At 62.0% G+C, this 16506-nt stretch carries 19 protein-coding genes and 3 pseudogenes; 12 read left to right on the top strand and 10 right to left on the bottom strand.

What is annotated here, in order from left to right; all coding sequences use genetic code 11:
* Positions 1-678 carry a class F sortase gene (locus tag JOE65_RS09550; protein ID WP_205162963.1) on the top strand — a complete coding sequence of 226 codons (678 nt, stop codon included), beginning with the start codon at positions 1-3 and terminating at the stop codon, positions 676-678.
* Positions 679-770: 92 nt separating this feature from the next.
* Here JOE65_RS09550 and JOE65_RS09555 read toward each other — a convergent pair whose 3' ends face one another.
* The 7 genes and pseudogenes from JOE65_RS09555 to JOE65_RS09585 form a co-directional block, all read right to left on the bottom strand.
* Positions 771-1358, bottom strand: a complete 588-nt coding sequence (locus tag JOE65_RS09555) for a methyltransferase (protein WP_205162964.1) — start codon at positions 1356-1358, stop codon at positions 771-773.
* A gap of 345 nt (positions 1359-1703) precedes the next feature.
* A complete protein-coding gene (locus JOE65_RS09560) occupies positions 1704-2183 on the bottom strand; it encodes a hypothetical protein (protein WP_205162965.1) in 480 nt (159 codons plus the stop codon).
* Positions 2184-2395: 212 nt separating this feature from the next.
* Positions 2396-2713: an SHOCT domain-containing protein gene (locus JOE65_RS09565; protein WP_239536677.1), complete on the bottom strand. Its 318-nt coding sequence runs from the start codon at positions 2711-2713 to the stop codon at positions 2396-2398.
* A gap of 287 nt (positions 2714-3000) precedes the next feature.
* Positions 3001-4356, bottom strand: a complete 1356-nt coding sequence (locus JOE65_RS09570) for an MBL fold metallo-hydrolase (RefSeq protein ID WP_205162966.1) — start codon at positions 4354-4356, stop codon at positions 3001-3003.
* Between the two features lie 67 nt (positions 4357-4423).
* Positions 4424-4720: a rhodanese-like domain-containing protein gene (locus JOE65_RS09575; RefSeq protein WP_205162967.1), complete on the bottom strand. Its 297-nt coding sequence runs from the start codon at positions 4718-4720 to the stop codon at positions 4424-4426.
* Between the two features lie 34 nt (positions 4721-4754).
* Positions 4755-5549 carry a sulfite exporter TauE/SafE family protein gene (locus tag JOE65_RS09580; protein WP_338021604.1) on the bottom strand — a complete coding sequence of 265 codons (795 nt, stop codon included), beginning with the start codon at positions 5547-5549 and terminating at the stop codon, positions 4755-4757.
* A pseudogene (locus JOE65_RS09585) lies at positions 5518-6142 on the bottom strand (rhodanese-like domain-containing protein). The gene JOE65_RS09580 and the pseudogene JOE65_RS09585 overlap by 32 nt, the downstream one beginning before the upstream one ends.
* 131 nt (positions 6143-6273) lie before the next feature.
* Between JOE65_RS09585 and JOE65_RS09590 the strand changes: the two are divergent.
* The 3 genes and pseudogenes from JOE65_RS09590 to JOE65_RS15160 all read left to right on the top strand — a co-directional run.
* Entirely contained in the window at positions 6274-6531 is a 258-nt protein-coding gene (locus JOE65_RS09590; protein WP_026531430.1) for a metal-sensitive transcriptional regulator, read from the top strand.
* A gap of 50 nt (positions 6532-6581) precedes the next feature.
* On the top strand, positions 6582-6992 hold the full coding sequence (locus JOE65_RS09595) for a DUF302 domain-containing protein (protein ID WP_205162968.1): 411 nt from the start codon (positions 6582-6584) through the stop codon (positions 6990-6992).
* A gap of 233 nt (positions 6993-7225) precedes the next feature.
* Positions 7226-7315: pseudogene (locus JOE65_RS15160) on the top strand (recombinase family protein); the annotation flags it as partial.
* 132 nt (positions 7316-7447) lie between these two features.
* Here JOE65_RS15160 and JOE65_RS09600 read toward each other — a convergent pair.
* Positions 7448-8029, bottom strand: a complete 582-nt coding sequence (locus JOE65_RS09600; RefSeq protein ID WP_205164129.1) for a recombinase family protein — start codon at positions 8027-8029, stop codon at positions 7448-7450.
* Positions 8030-8578: 549 nt separating this feature from the next.
* Here JOE65_RS09600 and JOE65_RS09605 point away from each other — a divergent pair.
* Complete coding sequence (locus JOE65_RS09605; RefSeq protein WP_205162969.1) at positions 8579-8830, top strand: hypothetical protein; 252 nt, start codon at positions 8579-8581, stop codon at positions 8828-8830.
* A 31-nt stretch (positions 8831-8861) separates the two neighbouring features.
* On the opposite strand, the gene JOE65_RS09610 is transcribed toward JOE65_RS09605, so the two are convergent.
* Positions 8862-9158 carry a hypothetical protein gene (locus JOE65_RS09610; protein ID WP_205162970.1) on the bottom strand — a complete coding sequence of 99 codons (297 nt, stop codon included), beginning with the start codon at positions 9156-9158 and terminating at the stop codon, positions 8862-8864.
* A 54-nt stretch (positions 9159-9212) separates the two neighbouring features.
* On the opposite strand from JOE65_RS09610, the gene JOE65_RS09615 reads away from it, so the two are divergent.
* From JOE65_RS09615 to JOE65_RS09640, 6 genes are all read left to right on the top strand, one after another.
* The gene (locus JOE65_RS09615) at positions 9213-9536 is read left to right on the top strand and encodes a hypothetical protein (RefSeq protein WP_205162971.1); all 324 of its coding nucleotides are present in this window, start codon (positions 9213-9215) and stop codon (positions 9534-9536) included.
* A gap of 180 nt (positions 9537-9716) precedes the next feature.
* On the top strand, positions 9717-11381 hold the full coding sequence (locus JOE65_RS09620) for an ABC transporter substrate-binding protein (RefSeq protein WP_205162972.1): 1665 nt from the start codon (positions 9717-9719) through the stop codon (positions 11379-11381).
* A 26-nt stretch (positions 11382-11407) separates the two neighbouring features.
* Positions 11408-12343: an ABC transporter permease gene (locus JOE65_RS09625; RefSeq protein WP_205164130.1), complete on the top strand. Its 936-nt coding sequence runs from the start codon at positions 11408-11410 to the stop codon at positions 12341-12343.
* A 5-nt stretch (positions 12344-12348) separates the two neighbouring features.
* On the top strand, positions 12349-13194 hold the full coding sequence (locus tag JOE65_RS09630) for an ABC transporter permease (protein WP_205162973.1): 846 nt from the start codon (positions 12349-12351) through the stop codon (positions 13192-13194).
* Positions 13194-14978 (top strand): dipeptide ABC transporter ATP-binding protein, encoded by a 1785-nt coding sequence (locus JOE65_RS09635; RefSeq protein ID WP_205162974.1) that lies wholly within the window; start codon positions 13194-13196, stop codon positions 14976-14978. Before JOE65_RS09630 ends, JOE65_RS09635 begins: the two co-directional genes overlap by 1 nt.
* Before the next feature lie 109 nt (positions 14979-15087).
* A complete protein-coding gene (locus JOE65_RS09640) occupies positions 15088-15489 on the top strand; it encodes a hypothetical protein (RefSeq protein ID WP_205162975.1) in 402 nt (133 codons plus the stop codon).
* 263 nt (positions 15490-15752) lie between these two features.
* Here the strand turns inward: JOE65_RS09640 and JOE65_RS09645 are convergent, their stop codons facing one another.
* Positions 15753-16106 (bottom strand): hypothetical protein, encoded by a 354-nt coding sequence (locus tag JOE65_RS09645; RefSeq protein ID WP_205162976.1) that lies wholly within the window; start codon positions 16104-16106, stop codon positions 15753-15755.
* A gap of 94 nt (positions 16107-16200) precedes the next feature.
* Between JOE65_RS09645 and JOE65_RS09650 the strand changes: the two are divergent.
* Positions 16201-16503 (top strand): annotated as a pseudogene (locus JOE65_RS09650) (IS3 family transposase); the annotation flags it as partial.
* Positions 16504-16506 lie beyond the last annotated feature (3 nt).

Consider the following 16506-nt stretch of genomic DNA (forward strand, 5'->3'; position numbering starts at 1 on the left):
ATGATTAGTTCACCCAGCGACCGTCGCAGAAGCTATCTGGCCTCTGCGGCGGTCGCCGTTTTAATCCTCACCGGCTGCGCCACCAACACTCCGGCCCAAAGCCAAGGAACGCCAGCGCCGACCGTCTCCGCTTCCGCTACGCCCGCGGTACCAGCCCCGACTCAACCACCCACAACCCCCGCACCCGGAACACCCGCGCCCGCACCGGCCCAGGTCCCGGTCCTGCCGGCGTCGGACCCGGTATCGTTCACCATTCCCGCCATCGGCGCGGGATCGGAGCTACTTAGCCTCGGGCTGCGCGATAACGGCTCGCTCGAGGTTCCACCCGATGGTCCAGGCGCACCCGCCAGTTGGTACAACGACTCCCCCACACCCGGTGAACGCGGACCCGCGGTCCTCCTCGGACACGTCAACGCCACCGACAGCGGCCCCGGAATCTTCGCTGACCTGCGCAAGCTCAAGGCCGGTGACACCATCGACGTGCTCCGTGAGGATGGCACCACAGCAACCTTTACCGTCGACCGCGGTGAGCAATACACTAAGAACACGTTTCCCACCCAAAGGGTCTACGGCAACACCGAAGGATCCGAACTACGCCTAATCACCTGCGACGGCTACGACCCGGACACCGGCGAATTCGACGACAACTACGTCGTCTACGCAAAACTGGTCACCTAAAATTATGAATTCAATAGTCACTGCTGCTGTCGCGGTCACGGATCGGCTTGTAAGACACCCGGAATGAGGCTGATCAGCTGGGCGTGACTGCACTAGCTGCCGCGATGGATTAGCTGGTTCTTGGTGAGCCGATCCAACGCGCGGTGGCGGCTTGATACGTGGTGTACTCGGTGCCGAAGATTCGGGCAAGGTGGTGTTCCTCGGTGGGAATCCAACGACGATAGACCGCCAGTAAGCCTGCGGCGAGCAGCACAGCGAAAACCGATCGCGGCGCCAGTGGCAGCCAAAACAAGACCCAGATACTGCGGGTTCCGGCTGTACCGGTAAACGCCGGCCATGTGCAAGCTGCCCGGTGCTATGCCCGAGATCTGCTTGCCGACCCCAAAGGGGCTGGCACCAGCTAACGTCGCTGCGCCGCCCCCGATCGCCAGGCTGCTGCCGACGATTCGTGACGGCCGTGTGGGGCACGGCACCGGCCAGACACGACCAACACAGGCCCACGCCAGGGCGGCACCATGGGCGCCGTAGGTCGCATACATCACAGCGACCGTGGTCGATGACAGCGTGTCAGTGGAGTCGTATTCGCGTTCCATTCGCCGCAACACACCGATAGCGGCACAACCGAGCGTGCCAGCAAGCAGCGCCGGCACCAGCCGACGACCCACCTTCGTCATCGTCACACGTATCACCTCTACGATCACGCTACTACGAACGTCCGCTCAGGGATCGGCGATCCGCTACTCAGTTGGAAGACTGGGATCATGGGCGGATGAGTGGAAACGAAATTCTGCAGGCGTCCGGTCTCACCCTGGCATTCGCGTTCGTCATATTATTGGTTGGCTTGGCAGTAGGAATCGATCCGGGGATTCTCGCAATTGTCATCGCTTCTCTTAGCGTTTTCATCTCACTTGGGGCGATGGAGTGGTTAAGGAGAAGGTCCGCTCCTTCCCGCGAATGATCTGACCGGCAGCCGATCCCCCACCGGACATCCGGATGAATCCGCGACGGCTGAGCGTGATCTCTGCCTAGAGACTTACTTCGCAGTGTTTTCCTGTTGATTGGCCGTCGACGCTGAAATCAAAACGGAGGGACCGAGCATTCAGTGGTGGGGCAGGCAGGTAGAACCAGGTCGCGTCCCATTCCGTTCCACCGCCTGCCACCTGACCTCCTGCCCGTCGGTATTCGGTGCCAAGGTCATCCGTGACCTGTGTTGTGATCCGCTCGAAGACAACAACTCCGGGCATCTTAGAAAGATTCTCGTTGCTATCCCGTCCCGCAGTCTTCCGGCGCTCCGCCCATTCTTGAAGGTCCTGCTGAAACTGGCTGTCCCGCGCCATTGTTTCCTGCCCGCGCACTCCATTGAGATAAAACTGAATGCTTGGCTCGCCGGCTCCGATGCCGACTGTGCTAGGTGCATTCTCGAGAGTGACGCCTGCAAAGCGGATGTCGATGTTGTCGCAGGTCGCTACGACTAGATCTTGAGGGGCGTAGGTTATCGGATTCATGAAGACACCCTAGTAGGTCTGTAAAAACTGAGTCTCATCTAAGGCTAAGAATTGGCACAAGCAGGCAGCCTGAAAAGGTCCCGGAAGCCGATCCTTCACCGCAACACTATTCTTGGGACCGACTGGCAACGAAGATCTGTCATTTCCAAAAGTCGATTGCACGGAATGTCTGTACGAGGCGTGTGTTGAGTGGTTCGGGGTTGGATGTGTGTCTACTCGTTGAGAGTTTCGAGGCGTTCATTGTACTCGTCGGTGGTCAGATCACCGCGGGCATATCGTTCGCCGAGTATCTCACGGGCACGGTTCTGACCCCCTTCAGCTCCTGCGCCGGTGGGGGTGCGTGCTTCGGGCCGGGAACGGGTATTACGCAGCCAGACGACCAACGCCCAGATTCCTAGGATGATGAGAGCCAGTACCGCCAACATCATCAGTCCCCCAAAAACCATCATTCCACCGCCGAATCCCATCATTCCGTCGCCCATCATTCCGCCGAATCCAGTGGTTCCGTCACTCGAATTGTCGTTGAACATTCGCTTTCTCCTTCACATTATATTTCGTCCGGTCCCTCCGTTCCGCGGAGGTGTCCATTGTGGACTGGTCCCGGTGATGTTTCCGCGGGTACCCAGTGGTAATACACGGTCCCCTTTGTGCTGGTCATCGCTGTTTGGTTCCTGGTTCCTGGTTCCTCCTTGAAAGGGTTGCACCTGACCGGTCAGGTGTGAAGAACCAGCACTGTCGGGTTTGGTTTATTCTTTCTGGGGCGGGCAGGGGTGTCCTGTCCGCCCCGCATCTGGTGCAGAGGTGCGCCTGAAGCGCGTCAGGACTCCAGTGGAACGCCTGCTTTCTCGGCTTCGCCGAACATGGCGTCGATGTGGACAACGTCCATGCCGGCCCGTTGCAACAGACTGGCGCCGACGCCGGAGCGGTAGCCCGAGCCGCAGTGAATCCAGAGCTTGCCTGCAGGAACTTCATCCATGCGGGTGAGCAGTTCGTGCAGGGGAATGTTCACGGCTCCCGGAATGTGGGCTGAGGCGTATTCATCGGTACGCCGGACATCCAGGATGGTCTCGTTCTCGGGCCTGTCGGTGAGCATTTCCTCCCAGCCAAGACGGGGGTAGGAGACTATGGCGGTGTCCGCGGCGAGTTCGTGCGGGTCTGTACCCAAGGCGGCGTCGGGGGAATCGATACCGATCCGGGAGAGGTCGCGAATAGCGCTTTCGACGTCGTCGCGGTCTCCGACGAGGGTGAGCTCTTTGTCCCAGGGCAGAACCCAACCCAGGAAGGTGGTGAAACTGGAACCGTCGCCGTATTCAAAGCTTACCGATCCCTGCAGGTGGTTACTGGCGTAAGCCACCCGGTTACGGAGGTCCACCACCCACTCGCCGTCCTCGAGGCGACGCGAGAGCTCAGCGGGTTCCAGCGAATCGGGAACCGATAGGTCCGCAGGACCTGGACCCCGCGTGTTCGCGGGTTGCATGTGTGCGTAGTAGGAGGGGTACGCGGTGAGATTCGCGATGAGTTCGCGCACGAAGTGCTCTTCATCCGGATCGGTGAGTGCGTGATTCGTAGAGAGCTGTTCACCGACCGTGGATTCCCCAGCGCCGCTGGCCGGGCCGGAGGAACAGAACGATCCGAAGCCGTGGGTTGGATACAGTGCCGCTTCATGGGCGGCTTCCTCGACCAGGCGGCGGACGGAACCATACTGGTCGTGCGTCAGCGCGACGGTGTCATCGGCGCTGACCAGGTCGGTGCGGCCCACGGACCCGTAGAGAAGGCTGCCGCCTGAGAAGACAGCCTGCTCGCCGCTTTCGGACGTAACAATGTACGACAGGTGGGTGTGGGTGTGGCCGGGGGTCGCCACCGCCATGAGTAGGAAACCTCCGATTTGGATGGTTTCGCCGTCGCTGATCGGGGTGCGCTCATAGGCCACGGGATCAGCGGCGTTGACCAGATAAACTGCGCCGAGCTGGTTGGCGAAGGCTAGGCCGCCGGTGACGTAATCGTTGTGGATGTGGGTTTCGGCGATGTGCGTGATCCGCACCCCAGCTTCGGCCGCGGTCTTCTCGACGCGGTCGGTGTCGCGTTGCGGGTCGATGACCAGTGCCACCTCGCCGTCGTGGATCAGGTAGCTGCGGTCCCCGAGCTGGGGAGTCTCGATGATGACGACGTCCATGGTTCTCTCCTAGGTGGAATTATCGATCAGGTGCAGTGTTTGGCAGATCAGATTTTCGTGCGGGTGTTCAGGTGGTTGGCAGTTCGGCGCGCTGCCAGGCGATCATGCCTCCTGTCATAGTGGCGGCGGTGAATCCCGCCTGGTTGAGTGCATCCGCGGCGGTGGCACTACGGTTACCGCTGCGGCAGACCGCGATCACAGGGATGGCGGGGTCCAATTCATTCAGGCGCGCGTGCAGCTCCCCCATGGGGATGTGCACGCGCGCCTGAATCATGCCCTCGGCCACCTCGGAGTTCTCGCGGACGTCGAGTATCTGGTCGACGCCGCGGCGTGCGTTGGTTTCTGGAACGGTGACTTCAGGCATCGGGTTCTCCTTCACGGTAGGTTATCGGAACGTGTCAGGCGGTGAGCAGGCTGGGGATGGTGGTGAGCAGGATCCAGGCGGCGACGAGGAAGATGAGAACGGCGAACGCCGTGCGCACGTGATGGTCTTCGAGTTTGCCGGCGAATCGCCCGGCCACAAGGGATCCGAGAATGGCTGGGATGGCAAAGGACAGGACGATCGGCCAGTCGATGGTGAACCCACTCAGGTGGGCACTGAATCCTGCTGCGGAATTGATGACGATGATAGCCAGGGATGTGCCGACGGCCTGCTTCATGCGCAGCCCAAGGAACAGGGTCAGGGCGGGAGTGATGAGGAATCCACCGCCGACGCCAAGGAGCCCGGTCAGGAAACCGACGGCCAGCCCGACGACGACCGCCTTGGGAGCGCACGCACGCCATACCGTGTTCCCGGTGGTGCAGGACCCACCCATTTCGCTGGTGCTGCCCAGCATGCGGATGCCAGCGAACACCATGATGACCGCGAAGGCGAGCATCAACACCTCAGGATTCAGGAACCGCCCAACGGCCGCACCGGCCCACGCGGCGGGAATACCGGCAGCACCGACGATCAACGCGACCGGCCAGCGGATACTTCCTCGCAACCTGGGGATGAGCGCCGCCAGCGAGGAAGCGCCGACCACCAGCAATGAGGTGGGGATAGCCTCCGTGGTGCTCAGGCCCACCCCGTAAACCAGCGCGGGGACGGCAATAATTGATCCTCCACCCCGACCAGGCCCAGCACGATCCCGACGACGAGCCCCAGGATCAGTGCCGGAATCACGACGCCCGTAGTCTTTCGGTGACAGCATTTTTGGTCGGTAGCTGCAGGATGGCCGCTTCGCGGGTGGGTTCCTGGGCCGCTTTATTCCATGGCATAACCGAGAGTGCCTTCCCCATCGCGCAGGTGTTGGTCGCCGCGGAGAAGGTCAAGCCGGTAGCGATAGTGCCAGCCAGCAGGCGGAGCCGGGGGGGAGACGAACCTGCCGCCGGCCAGACCGAGGACGACGGCGGAGCCTGCCACGAGGCGGACCTGGCGTTCAAGATCCCAGCGAACCCGTCCGCGAACGACGTCACCGCCGATCTCAGCGAAGCCGGGTACCCCTCCGGTGAGGACATAGGCCGTGTCAATGCCGGCTCCTGCCAGGCGCTGGCGGGCCTGTTCGGCACGCACACCGGACTGGCAGACCAGGACAACGCGGCTGTCCAGACGCGCGGCGAGCTCATTGGCGTGCTCCGAGAGCAGGGGCAGCGGCACGTTGTAGGAACCACGGATATGCAGAGTCTCGAATTCCGCGCCGGAGCGCACATCGAGAACCGTCAGGTCCTCATGGTGGGTGATCCAGGACCGCAGTTCCTGCGGATCAAGGGAAGTCACGGCGGGTGGAGACGGAAGGAGGGACATCATGGTGTCCTTTCAAAACAGACGCGGGAAATCCAACAACAAGAAACAAGTCTGCCATATACCCCCGGGGGTACACAAGTACACCCCAGGGGGTATGATTGGGCTAATACTTATCTAGTGGGAGACTTGGCATGAAGCTCGATTCAACAGAACTGACCCCCGTGATCAATCGGCTCAAGCGTGCGCAGGGACAGCTGGCGGCCGTGACCCGCATGCTCGAGGAAGGACGCGACTGCAAGGACATCGTCACTCAACTCGCCGCTGTGTCCAAGGCACTGGACCGGGCAGGGTTCGCCATCATCGCCACAGGACTTGAGCAATGCATCGCCCGCGAAGACACCACCATGGATAAAAAAGAGCTCGAAAAACTCTTCCTTTCCCTGGCCTGAGCAGCAAAGCCGCAAAGTCAGCAGCAAAAACGATCTGAAGGAGCGCACACATGTCCTACACCCATACCGTCGTCCTACCACTTGGATACGGCGAGGCCGTGGAGCAGACCCGCGCCGCCCTCGGCGTGCAGGGCTTTGGAATCCTCTCCGAAATCGACGTCCGAGCCACCTTTGAGACGAAGCTCGGGGCACAGGCTGCCCAAGACCTGGGTGACTACGTCATCCTCGGGGCCTGCAGTCCGCAACTGGCCAGCCGGGCCCTCGCCGCAGACCCGGGCATGGGCGCACTGCTGCCGTGCAACGTAGTCGTCCGCCGGGCAAAGGATGCAACCGAAACCACAGTCGAGGCTATCGATCCGCAAACCATGGTCCAACTCACTGACACTCCGGAAGTGCGGGAAGTCGCCGACGATGCAGACACCCGCCTCCAAGCAGCACTGAAAGACCTCGCGGCAATTTGATTTGGGCCACAAACGCGCCAGTCACCGCCAAAGCGTGTGAACCGCAGAGTTAGGTGGCGCGTTTTTCGCAGCAGTATGTGGCGTGCTTCGTTCTCTGCGTCCCGTTTGCCGAACCCCCACCGAACACACCCCGCTCTGACCTGTACCGCTGAAATGTAGGGCCAGGCGGTGTGTCAGATAACCAGTACGATGACCTGTCCGGTGACGGGGCCATAACTGGGACACTGTTTGGTATGACCCAATTACTTATCGGCTACGCAAGATGCTCCACTGACCAGCAAGACCTTACCGCCCAGCGCGACGCCCTGACCAAGCTCGGTGTCATTTTCAGAAGTCGCCTGCACACGCTCCCGCGGAATTCCGGGGTTGTGCAGACGAGTATGGACACGGAAGTGTCAGAAGTCCCTTGCGCAAACCGTCACTTTTCAGAAGTCGACTGCACGAATCAGTAGAAATTACTGCGTCAAAGCTTCAGCAGTGACTGTTGCGGGGACCCATCGGTAGAGGGTGGGCACGGAGACGCCGAGGCTGCTGGCAACTTCCCGGGGTGGTGTTCCCTGTTTGAGGAGCTTGCGTGCGGATCGGATCTTGGCTTCAGTCATGACGCGTTTGCGCCCACCGACCCTGCCTTGTTCGCGCGCGGCCTGCAGACCGGCCTGGGTACGTTCGACCATGAGCTCTCGCTCCATCTGGGCCAGGGAGGCCATAACGTTGAAGAAGAAACGCCCGGAGGCCGTGGTGGTATCGATCGCATCGGTGAGGCTGACGAAGCCTATCCCTCGTTCGCTCAGGCCGCCGGCGAAGTCCAAGAGGTCTTTTACGCTCCGGCCGAGACGGTCCAGCTTCCACACCACCAGAGTGTCACCCTCGCGCAGATTCTCCAGCGCCTGGTTAATGCCGGGGCGCCGGGACTTGGTGCCGCTGATCGTGTCCTGGTAGATGCGGTCGCATCCGGCCTTCTTCAGCGCCTCGAGCTGCAGGTCGAGGTTCTGGTCCTGGGTGGAGACTCTGGCGTAGCCGATGCGGTGTTCAGCCATAAGGGGGTCTCTCTTCTCGAAACTCATTTCGGGGCCTTGGCTCGACTGTACCGTTTCGAGAACTATTTGTGAGAATCAAGGGTCCGGCGCCAGTTTCGTTTCCGTTGAGCCGATTTTCTGCGGCGGGACGCTGCAGTGCCCTGGGGTGTGGCTGTCTCGAAGATTCTCGATTCGAACCATTCTCGAAATCCTTCGTTTCCGAGAGGAGCTGTCGGACCGCAGCTGTGAAGACGAATTCTGACATTCTGTGCAGTCCACTTCTGAAAATGACAGTCACTTTCAGAAGTCCTCTGCACAAATTTTAGTACTCGTCTGCACAGCCTTCCCGTTTCGCAGTAAGGGGAATGCTCTGCGGGACAGGGTCCGCGACCACCCCGCTACCTCCCTTTTCGTGCAGAGGAGTAGTGATAAACCAGTGCTCAACACTCGCCTGCACAACCCCGAGAACACGCGGCCCGTTGTGCAGGCGTGTAGTGAAAATGACAAAGGAAGGGTCTCGGGGATCGTTCCCCGAGACCCTTCCCCTATTCTCTGACGTATCTACTCCTAGTGGTTCTTAACGCAACGCTCGTCTTCGCATCCCTGTCCAGGACTCCGTGCTGCCATAGCGCCGTTGACGTCGACACAGCAGTCATCCTCATCCTCGCGGGCATAGTCGTCATCCTCATCCTCGTGGGCATAGCCATCACCATCGTCCTCGCTGGAATAGATCTCATCTTCGTCAAGCTCATCCGCGGACGTCCCTGTCCTGCAGTGTCCCCGGCAAGCCTAGGCCCACCCCTGGAACGCGAAGATCAATGACTTCAACGCCATCGGCCGGCACGAACTCCTGTTACACAACCTTCCCGGACACGGTCACCGAACCATCTGTCGCGAAGGTTGCGTCGGTCAGTGTAGCGGGTTCTGTAGTGGCCACCTGTGTGTCGTCAGCCGCCGTCATCACGACTTCTACCCGGACCAGCAGCCCGACCGGAGTAATAGGCGAAAATCCTGCAACCAGGATACCGCCTGCGTCGACAACAGGGACGGAGCCAGCTACCGGGCCCACCGTCACTGTTTCCTTCACCGGATCCGTTTTCTGTACACCTACCCCGTCCTTCAGGACGATGGCTTCGGGTGCGAGGTTCACACTGGACTCCTCATCGGGCAGTGAGTACCTGTAGAAATACGCCGCCACGGCACCGTGACATCCAGTCTTCCGAGTGCATCGGGGTACCAGTCGTCGGCACCTGTGCGCTCGGCTCCTGCGATCAAGGACAGTGCGACGCGGGCCGCCCGGATCCGCAGTCCTGCACGGTGCACCGCGGCCTATGAAGCAGGCCAGATCATCGACCAGCAGCGGGTTGAGTGCGTGACGCCGACAGAGCCATTTCCGGCTGTTCGCCGCTCTGGGCCCACTTTGAACGAGTTGCAGTGGCGTGTGCGTTCCGGCGCGTTCGAGCAGGGCGATATCGGCTTCTTCCCCAGGAAATACTCCAAGGCGCGGGTTCTCCGCAACACTATGTGAACAGCGCATCGTGAGCGCCGCAAGACGGACACACGAGAGCTAACGCATCTCAATAAGTCATACAACTTGGACAAGCGGACGAACACTTCTAGAGTTTGGACGTAAGGAAGGGCCGTTCCGCCCGCAGCAGCCTCGATGACCGTGGCCCGCTGTTCCCCCGTAGTTTCAGGATGATGAGATATGTCCACTCAAATCAGGTCTGCCTCTGCACGGTTTTCGACGGCGGTGGGCACCATTTTCGTGGCCGCACTACTGCTCACCGGCTGCAGCTCGACAGAGCCCGAATCAAACCAGTCCAGCCAGACGCCGGTATCCGGCGGCAACCTCGCGTATGCCACGGGGGACGCAGAACCCACCTGCCTCGATCCGCACGTCGGTGGAAACTATCCTCAGGCACTGGTCTCCACCCAGTACCTCGAACCGCTGGTCTCGCTTAATAACGACGGCGAGATCATCCCCTGGCTCGCCACTTCCTGGGAAGAGGCCGAAGACGGCCTGAGCTGGACGATCACCGTGCGCGAAAACGTGCAGTTCACCGACGGAACGCCGTTGAATGCGGAGGCGGTCCGGGCCAACATTGAGCACCTCAAGGATCCGGAGACCGCGTCCTCCACCGGGTTCCTGGCCCTGGCGAAAGTCACGGGCACCGAAATCGTCGGCGGATACACCATCCGGCTCAACCTGAGCGAACCGGACAGCGCGCTGATGGAGTCACTGTCGCAGCCTTGGTTGGCGATACAATCCCCCACCGCCCTGGAACGGTCGAAGGCCGAGAACTGTGAATCGCCCGTCGGTACCGGTCCGTTCATCGTGGACGAGTGGGTCAAGCAGAATTCGATCACCCTAATCCGCAATGAGGACTACAATTCCCCGCCGGCCGACGCCGGTCACAAGGGTCCGGCCTACCTGGAATCAATCACCTGGCGGTTCATTCCCGATTCCGCTTCACGCTACGCCGCGCTGCAGGCAGGTGAGATCGACGTCATCGACAATGCGCAACCGGACACCATTGACTCCGCCGCGAAGAACGATTCCATTGAGCACCTCGACGCTCCGCGGCCCGGAGCTTCGAACCGGATCGAGCTCAATTCCAGTAAACCGCCGTTCAATGAGCCGCTGGTCCGTGAGGCATTCATTCACTCGGCCAACGTGGACGCCGGCATTTCCAGCCTGTTCTTCGACACCGCCGAACGTTCCTATTCCCCGCTGTCTAGCGTCGAAGAGCTCAGCTACGAGGACGCGGAGCTGTTCACTTATGACCCGAAGGAAGCTAACCGGCTCCTGGACAAGGCCGGCTGGGACCAGCGAGATTCGCAGGGCTACCGGGTCAAGGACGGCAAGCAATTGAGCCTTGAATTCCCGGTCAGCACCAACCAGTCGATTCCCGCAGAGGTGTCCCTGTTCGAGCAGATCCAGGCAACCGCTAAGGAAGTTGGTTTTAAGATCGACCTCAACCTGCTGGATCTGTCCAGTTGGTACGGTGCACTGGCGGAGAACAACTATGACCTGGTCAGCGCTCCCTACACCAAGGTTGGCCCGGACGTGCTGCGGACTCTCTACCACTCGGACGGCATTGTCCCCGCTCCCAGCGGCTACTTCGCCAACCTCACCCAGGTTGACAGTCCCGAACTGGACAAGCTGCTGACAGAGGCAAGCCGACAAACGGATCCAGATCGGCGCGCCGCCCTGTATGAGGAAGCGCAGAAACTGATCCTGGAGGGCTACTACATTCTGCCGCTCTACGACCAGCAGAACCACTTCCTGTACCGCTCCAGCGTCGAGGGCCTCCGCGCCCTGCCGACCGTTTCCACGCCGACCTTCTATGACGTGTGGCTCAATCGGTGACACGTCCGGCCGGCATCGGGGGGCGGATGGCAACAGCCGCCCGCTGGTTGCTGGCGAAAGTGTTGGGCGCCGTCTTTGTGCTGTGGGCTGTCACCACCCTGATTTTCTTCGGCATCCGGATGATTCCCGGAGACCCCGCTGAAGCAATCCTTGGCGGACCAGGGTCTCAGGCGTCAGCTGCGGCACTGGCCCAGGTCCGCGCCGAATACGGGCTTGACCAGCCGTTGGTTGTGCAGTATTTCGCGCAGCTCGCACGGCTGGCCCAGGGCGATCTCGGGAACTCCTACTCGCTGCGGCTGCCGGTCTCCTCCCTGCTCGGCGAACAGCTCCCCGCAACACTGATTCTGGCCCTGCTCTCACTGGTGCTGGCATGGATTGTCGCCCTCGGCCTCGCCACCTGGTCCACGCTGTCCGGACGCGGCGCGTCTCTGGTGTCCTCCGGTCTGGAGATTATTGGCGCCGCCGTGCCGCACTTCTGGCTTGCCAGCGTGTTGATTCTGCTCTTCAGCATAAATTTGGGCTGGCTGCCGCCGGTGAACACAGGTTCCGCCGAGGGACTCATTCTTCCCGTCGTGACGCTGGCACTGCCACTGGCCGGATTCCTGGGGCAGGTCATGCGGGAGTCGATGCTCAACGCCACCACCTCACCGTTCGCGCTTTCGGCGCGCGCGCGGAGCGAAACCGAGGGTGGTGTGCTCTTCCGGCATTCGCTGCGCCATGCCGCCATTCCCGGTATCGCCCTCTCCGGCTGGGCCTTCGGCTCGCTGATCAGCGGCGCCGTCGTTGTCGAAACCATCTTCGCCCGTCCCGGGCTCGGCCGGACACTGCTCAGTGCAGTCACCCTGCGTGACATCCCGCTGGTAACCGGTGTGGCTCTGGTCTCGGCCCTGGCCTACGTGCTGGTGATGGCCCTCAGCGACCTTGCCGAACGGATAGCAGACCCACGGGTGGGGAACTTGTGACCATCATGGCCAATTTTCGACGTCGGGTCCCCGGCCGGGATCCCCGCACGCGCCCGAAGGTGACGGTCCCGGAGATGCTGGCCGGCGCCGTCGTACTCTTCCTCGTGGTTGCCGTGGCCTTTCCCGCGTTGCTGGCCCCCTACAACCCGCTAGCCATCTATCCGCCGGACGCGTTCCAGGGGCCGTCGCTGGAGCATTGGTTCGGCACGGATGAGTCCGGCCGGGACATCTACTCCCGGGTGGTTTTCGGTGCCCGGCCCTCGCTGCTGATCGGAGTGGCGGCGACCGCGATCGGTGTTGGACTGGCACTGGCATTGGGCTCGCTGGCAGGACTCGGCGGTCGGGCTCTGGACTTCGGCGTCGGACGACTGCTGGAAGTTCTCTTTGCCCTGCCCGGCCTGCTCCTCGCGCTGGTCTTCATTGCCATCGCCGGGCCCGGCGTGCTCACCTCGACCGTCGCCGTCGGACTCTCAACAGCGCCCGGCTACGCACGGATTATCCGCGGCCAGATCATCCAGGTCCGCGGCTCCGGCATGGTCGAGGCCGCCGTCGTCCTCGGCCGCACGCGCTGGCAGGTTGTGCGCCGCCATCTGCTGCCAAACGCGTTATCGCCGGTGTTCGTGATCGCCACCCTCGGGCTCGGCCAGGCCGTGGTGTGGGCCGCTTCGCTGAGCTTTCTGGGACTGGGTGAACCGCCGCCTGCGGCCGAATGGGGCGCCATGCTCGCCGCTGGCCGGACGTATCTGACAACCGCATGGTGGATGACATTCTTCCCCGGTCTGTTCATCGTGTTCACCGCCGCCGGCAGCACCGTTCTGGGCCGCGGGCTGCAGCGTAGGATGGCGCGCTGATGGGTACTTTCCGCCGGGAGGCCTACGACGGCGGGAACCCGGGCAGCGTGCCGCGCACCGGCCAGGACGTCCTCTTGCGGGTCGACGACCTCACGGTGGGATTCGGCGCCGGCCCGGTGGTTAGCGACGTCTCCTTCTCCATCGGCGCCGGGCAGTGCCTGGCCCTGGTCGGCGAATCGGGTTCCGGCAAGAGCGTCACCGCACGAGCGCTGATGGGTCTGGCCGGGGACACCGCGGAAGTCAGTGCCGGCAGCATGACATTAGCTGGCCGGAGTCTCAAGGACTTGAGTCCGCGCCAGTGGCGCAGTGTCCGCGGCCAGGAGATCGGCTTCGTGCTGCAGGATGCGCTGGTCTCCCTCGACCCGTTGCGCACTGTTGGCCGCGAGATCGACGATGCCCTGCGGCTGCGGACCAACTTGAGCCGGAACGACCGCCAGGCGCGCGTCCTCAAGCTGCTGCACGACGTCGGTATGGACCACCCCGCACTGCGGGCGGGTCAGCGGTCCGGCCAACTTTCGGGTGGACTGCGGCAGCGGGCCTTGATCGCGTCGGCCATCGCGCTCAACCCTGCGCTACTCATCGCCGATGAACCGACGACGGCCCTGGACGCCACCGTCCAGGCGCAGGTCCTCGAGCTGCTGGAATCGCTTCGGGATGCCGGCACCGGTCTCCTGCTGATCAGCCATGATCTGGCGGTCGTCAGCCGGATCGCCCAGCAAGTAGCGGTCATGAGTGGCGGACGCATCGTCGAGCAGGGGCCAACAGCAGCCGTACTCGGCGATCCGCAGCACGAGTACACCAAACAGCTGCTGAAGGCGGTACCTTCCGGGCATCCCCGGGGCACGCGCCTCTCCGCGGAAAGGCTCCATGTCCACGACCGCGCCGGCGCGCCGGAGGCTGATTCGGACGCTGGATCTGGCCATGGCACTGGATCGGACGCTGGATGTGGCCTTGAACCGGACGGGCGCACGTCCGCCGCCCTCGCGGTTCGCTGGGACGGAATTCGAGCTGGCGAACCGGTTTTGGAAGCCAGGAACCTCTCGAAAAAGTTCTCCACCAGCAACGACCCATTTACCGCCGTCGACAATGTCTCCTTCACCCTTTCCGCCGGCTCCACTCTGGGTCTGGTCGGTGAATCAGGCTCCGGCAAGACCACGGTGGCGCGGATGACGCTCGGCCTGGCCGTTCCGGATGCCGGTGATGTGCGGCTGTTCGGGGAGCCGTGGAGCGGTATCAGTGAGAGGGAACGACGACGGCGGCGGCCCTTGGTAGGGGCGGTCTATCAGGATCCGCTCAGCTCCTTCGACCCGCGGATGACCGTGGAACAGATCCTCATCGATGCCGCTAGCGGCGGAAAAACTGTCCGAGCTGGCGCGCGGAGGAATGAAACCGGACGGCTGTTGGATATGGTCGGTCTGCCCGGCACTGTTGCGTCCCGCGGACCCCGTAATCTCTCAGGCGGTCAACGCCAGCGGGTGGCGATCGCCCGCGCCCTTGCCCCTGAGCCTCGGATCGTCATTTGTGACGAGCCGGCATCATCGCTGGACGTTTCAATCCAAGCGCAGGTGCTGGACCTCCTCGATGAGCTGCAGCGCGAATTTGGCCTCAGCTACCTGTTCATCTCCCATGACCTGGGCGTTGTCCGGCATATGAGTGACCACGTTGCCGTTATGCAGCGCGGCCGGATCGTTGAACAGGCCGGATCGGAGCAGATCTTCACCGCTCCGGAGCACCCGTACACCCGCCGCCTGCTCGAGGCATCTCCGCGCCTGGAAACCTCCTGACACGGCTCACGAGGTCGCCTGGGCTAGAGCTTCTATGCCCGACGGTGCTGCAGGACGTCGTCGAGATTGACCGCCAAGGCTATTTCGCGGAGTTCTCCCGCCGTCAGCGGTGCTTGCCCGGCTTGGCTTCGCTAGTGTTGCTGTCAGCTGTAGCTGTGCCCTGTCCGGGCTCACCATCGACGTCCCCGGCGTCGAAAAGTTTGTATCGCGATTCGGTGCGGATGTCTTGGTGACGGCTGGCTCGTCGGCTGGCCTCGTCAGCCCTGAGTTGGCCGTGGGCGCAGTACGTGCAGCGATCCTCCCGGGATTCGTCGCCTTGCGGAACGCGTTATTCGCCCGGCCGGGCAGACCGTTTGACTTGGTCGCGCAAGTCTCGATATCAAACACAGAAGTCGGTGGTTCTAACGTGAATAGGTCTCAGTTCTGTGCTGATCCTCCACGACTGGACAACGCCGTGTACTTCAAGGCTGTACCAGCTGCTGGCAATTACCCATCGGCGACGTTCGCGTAGCAGCGGCACCCCTTCACCCCCTGAATCACCAGCGACGACATCGAGTGCTACGTCGATACCCACCGGGGCGGCTGCAGTTAGTCCATCGCCGGAGCTTGGAGGATTATCCTTCCCTGTGAGTAGCGAATTGCGGAAGCTCTACCCGCGGTGGTGCTGTCATTGCAGCCCGTAACGCCACTGACGTATCGGCGGTCCTGGTACCTGACGGCACCGACACCCGCTGGAACACTTCGAGGCCAGGTCCGCGCTGTACGCCGCGGACTTCACCAGGAGTCGGCAGCGAGGTGCACGGCATGAAGGTATCGGTGAATCTCCTCAGCACCGGCACCGGAACGCATGATCACCTGTAGCCCCAGCAGGGAGGTTGTCAGCAAATCAGAGCGGGCCTGGATGAGAGCAGACCCGTCGTCGGGTAGCGCCTGGGCGACGAGGGTTTCGATCTGCCCGCCCATTTGCCGCCGGTAGTCAGCCGAGAAGTCGTAGCCGGGCAGGGTGCCGCGTAGTTCGTTCGAGGCCATCACCATCAGGCAACCGTCCCGACCGCGTTCAGAGACCGCGTCAGCCTCAAACAGGTTCAGGAAGGTATGGACACCCTCGATGCCAGAGAATCCGGGCACTGGAGGACGAACTGGCGATCGTCAAGGCCGCCAGCGCGTTGTATGACGACACGTCGGTGGTGCCCCCAAAAAGAAAAACCGCAGTCGTCGACGGACTCATCACCGGCAATCCGGCGACACCTACGGATGGCGCCGGATCAGGGCCGAACTCTTGGATGAGTACGAGATGATCGTCAACCGCAAACTCATCAAGGTCATCATGGCCGAGCACGAAATCGCCGGCGTTCCGCGGGCCAGCGCTGTCCGTCACCCGCTAGCAGACAAACGCACTGATACCGATCTGGTCAATCGGATCTTCACCGCTGACGGACCGAACAGGCTTTGGCTGACCAATACGAAGTACTCTGAAACGATCTCAATAATGGAGTGGTCCCCGAAAGTTGGACACCGAAATTAGGGA

The sequence above is a fragment of the Arthrobacter roseus genome (assembly GCF_016907875.1).
Lineage (GTDB): Bacteria > Actinomycetota > Actinomycetes > Actinomycetales > Micrococcaceae > Arthrobacter_J > Arthrobacter_J roseus.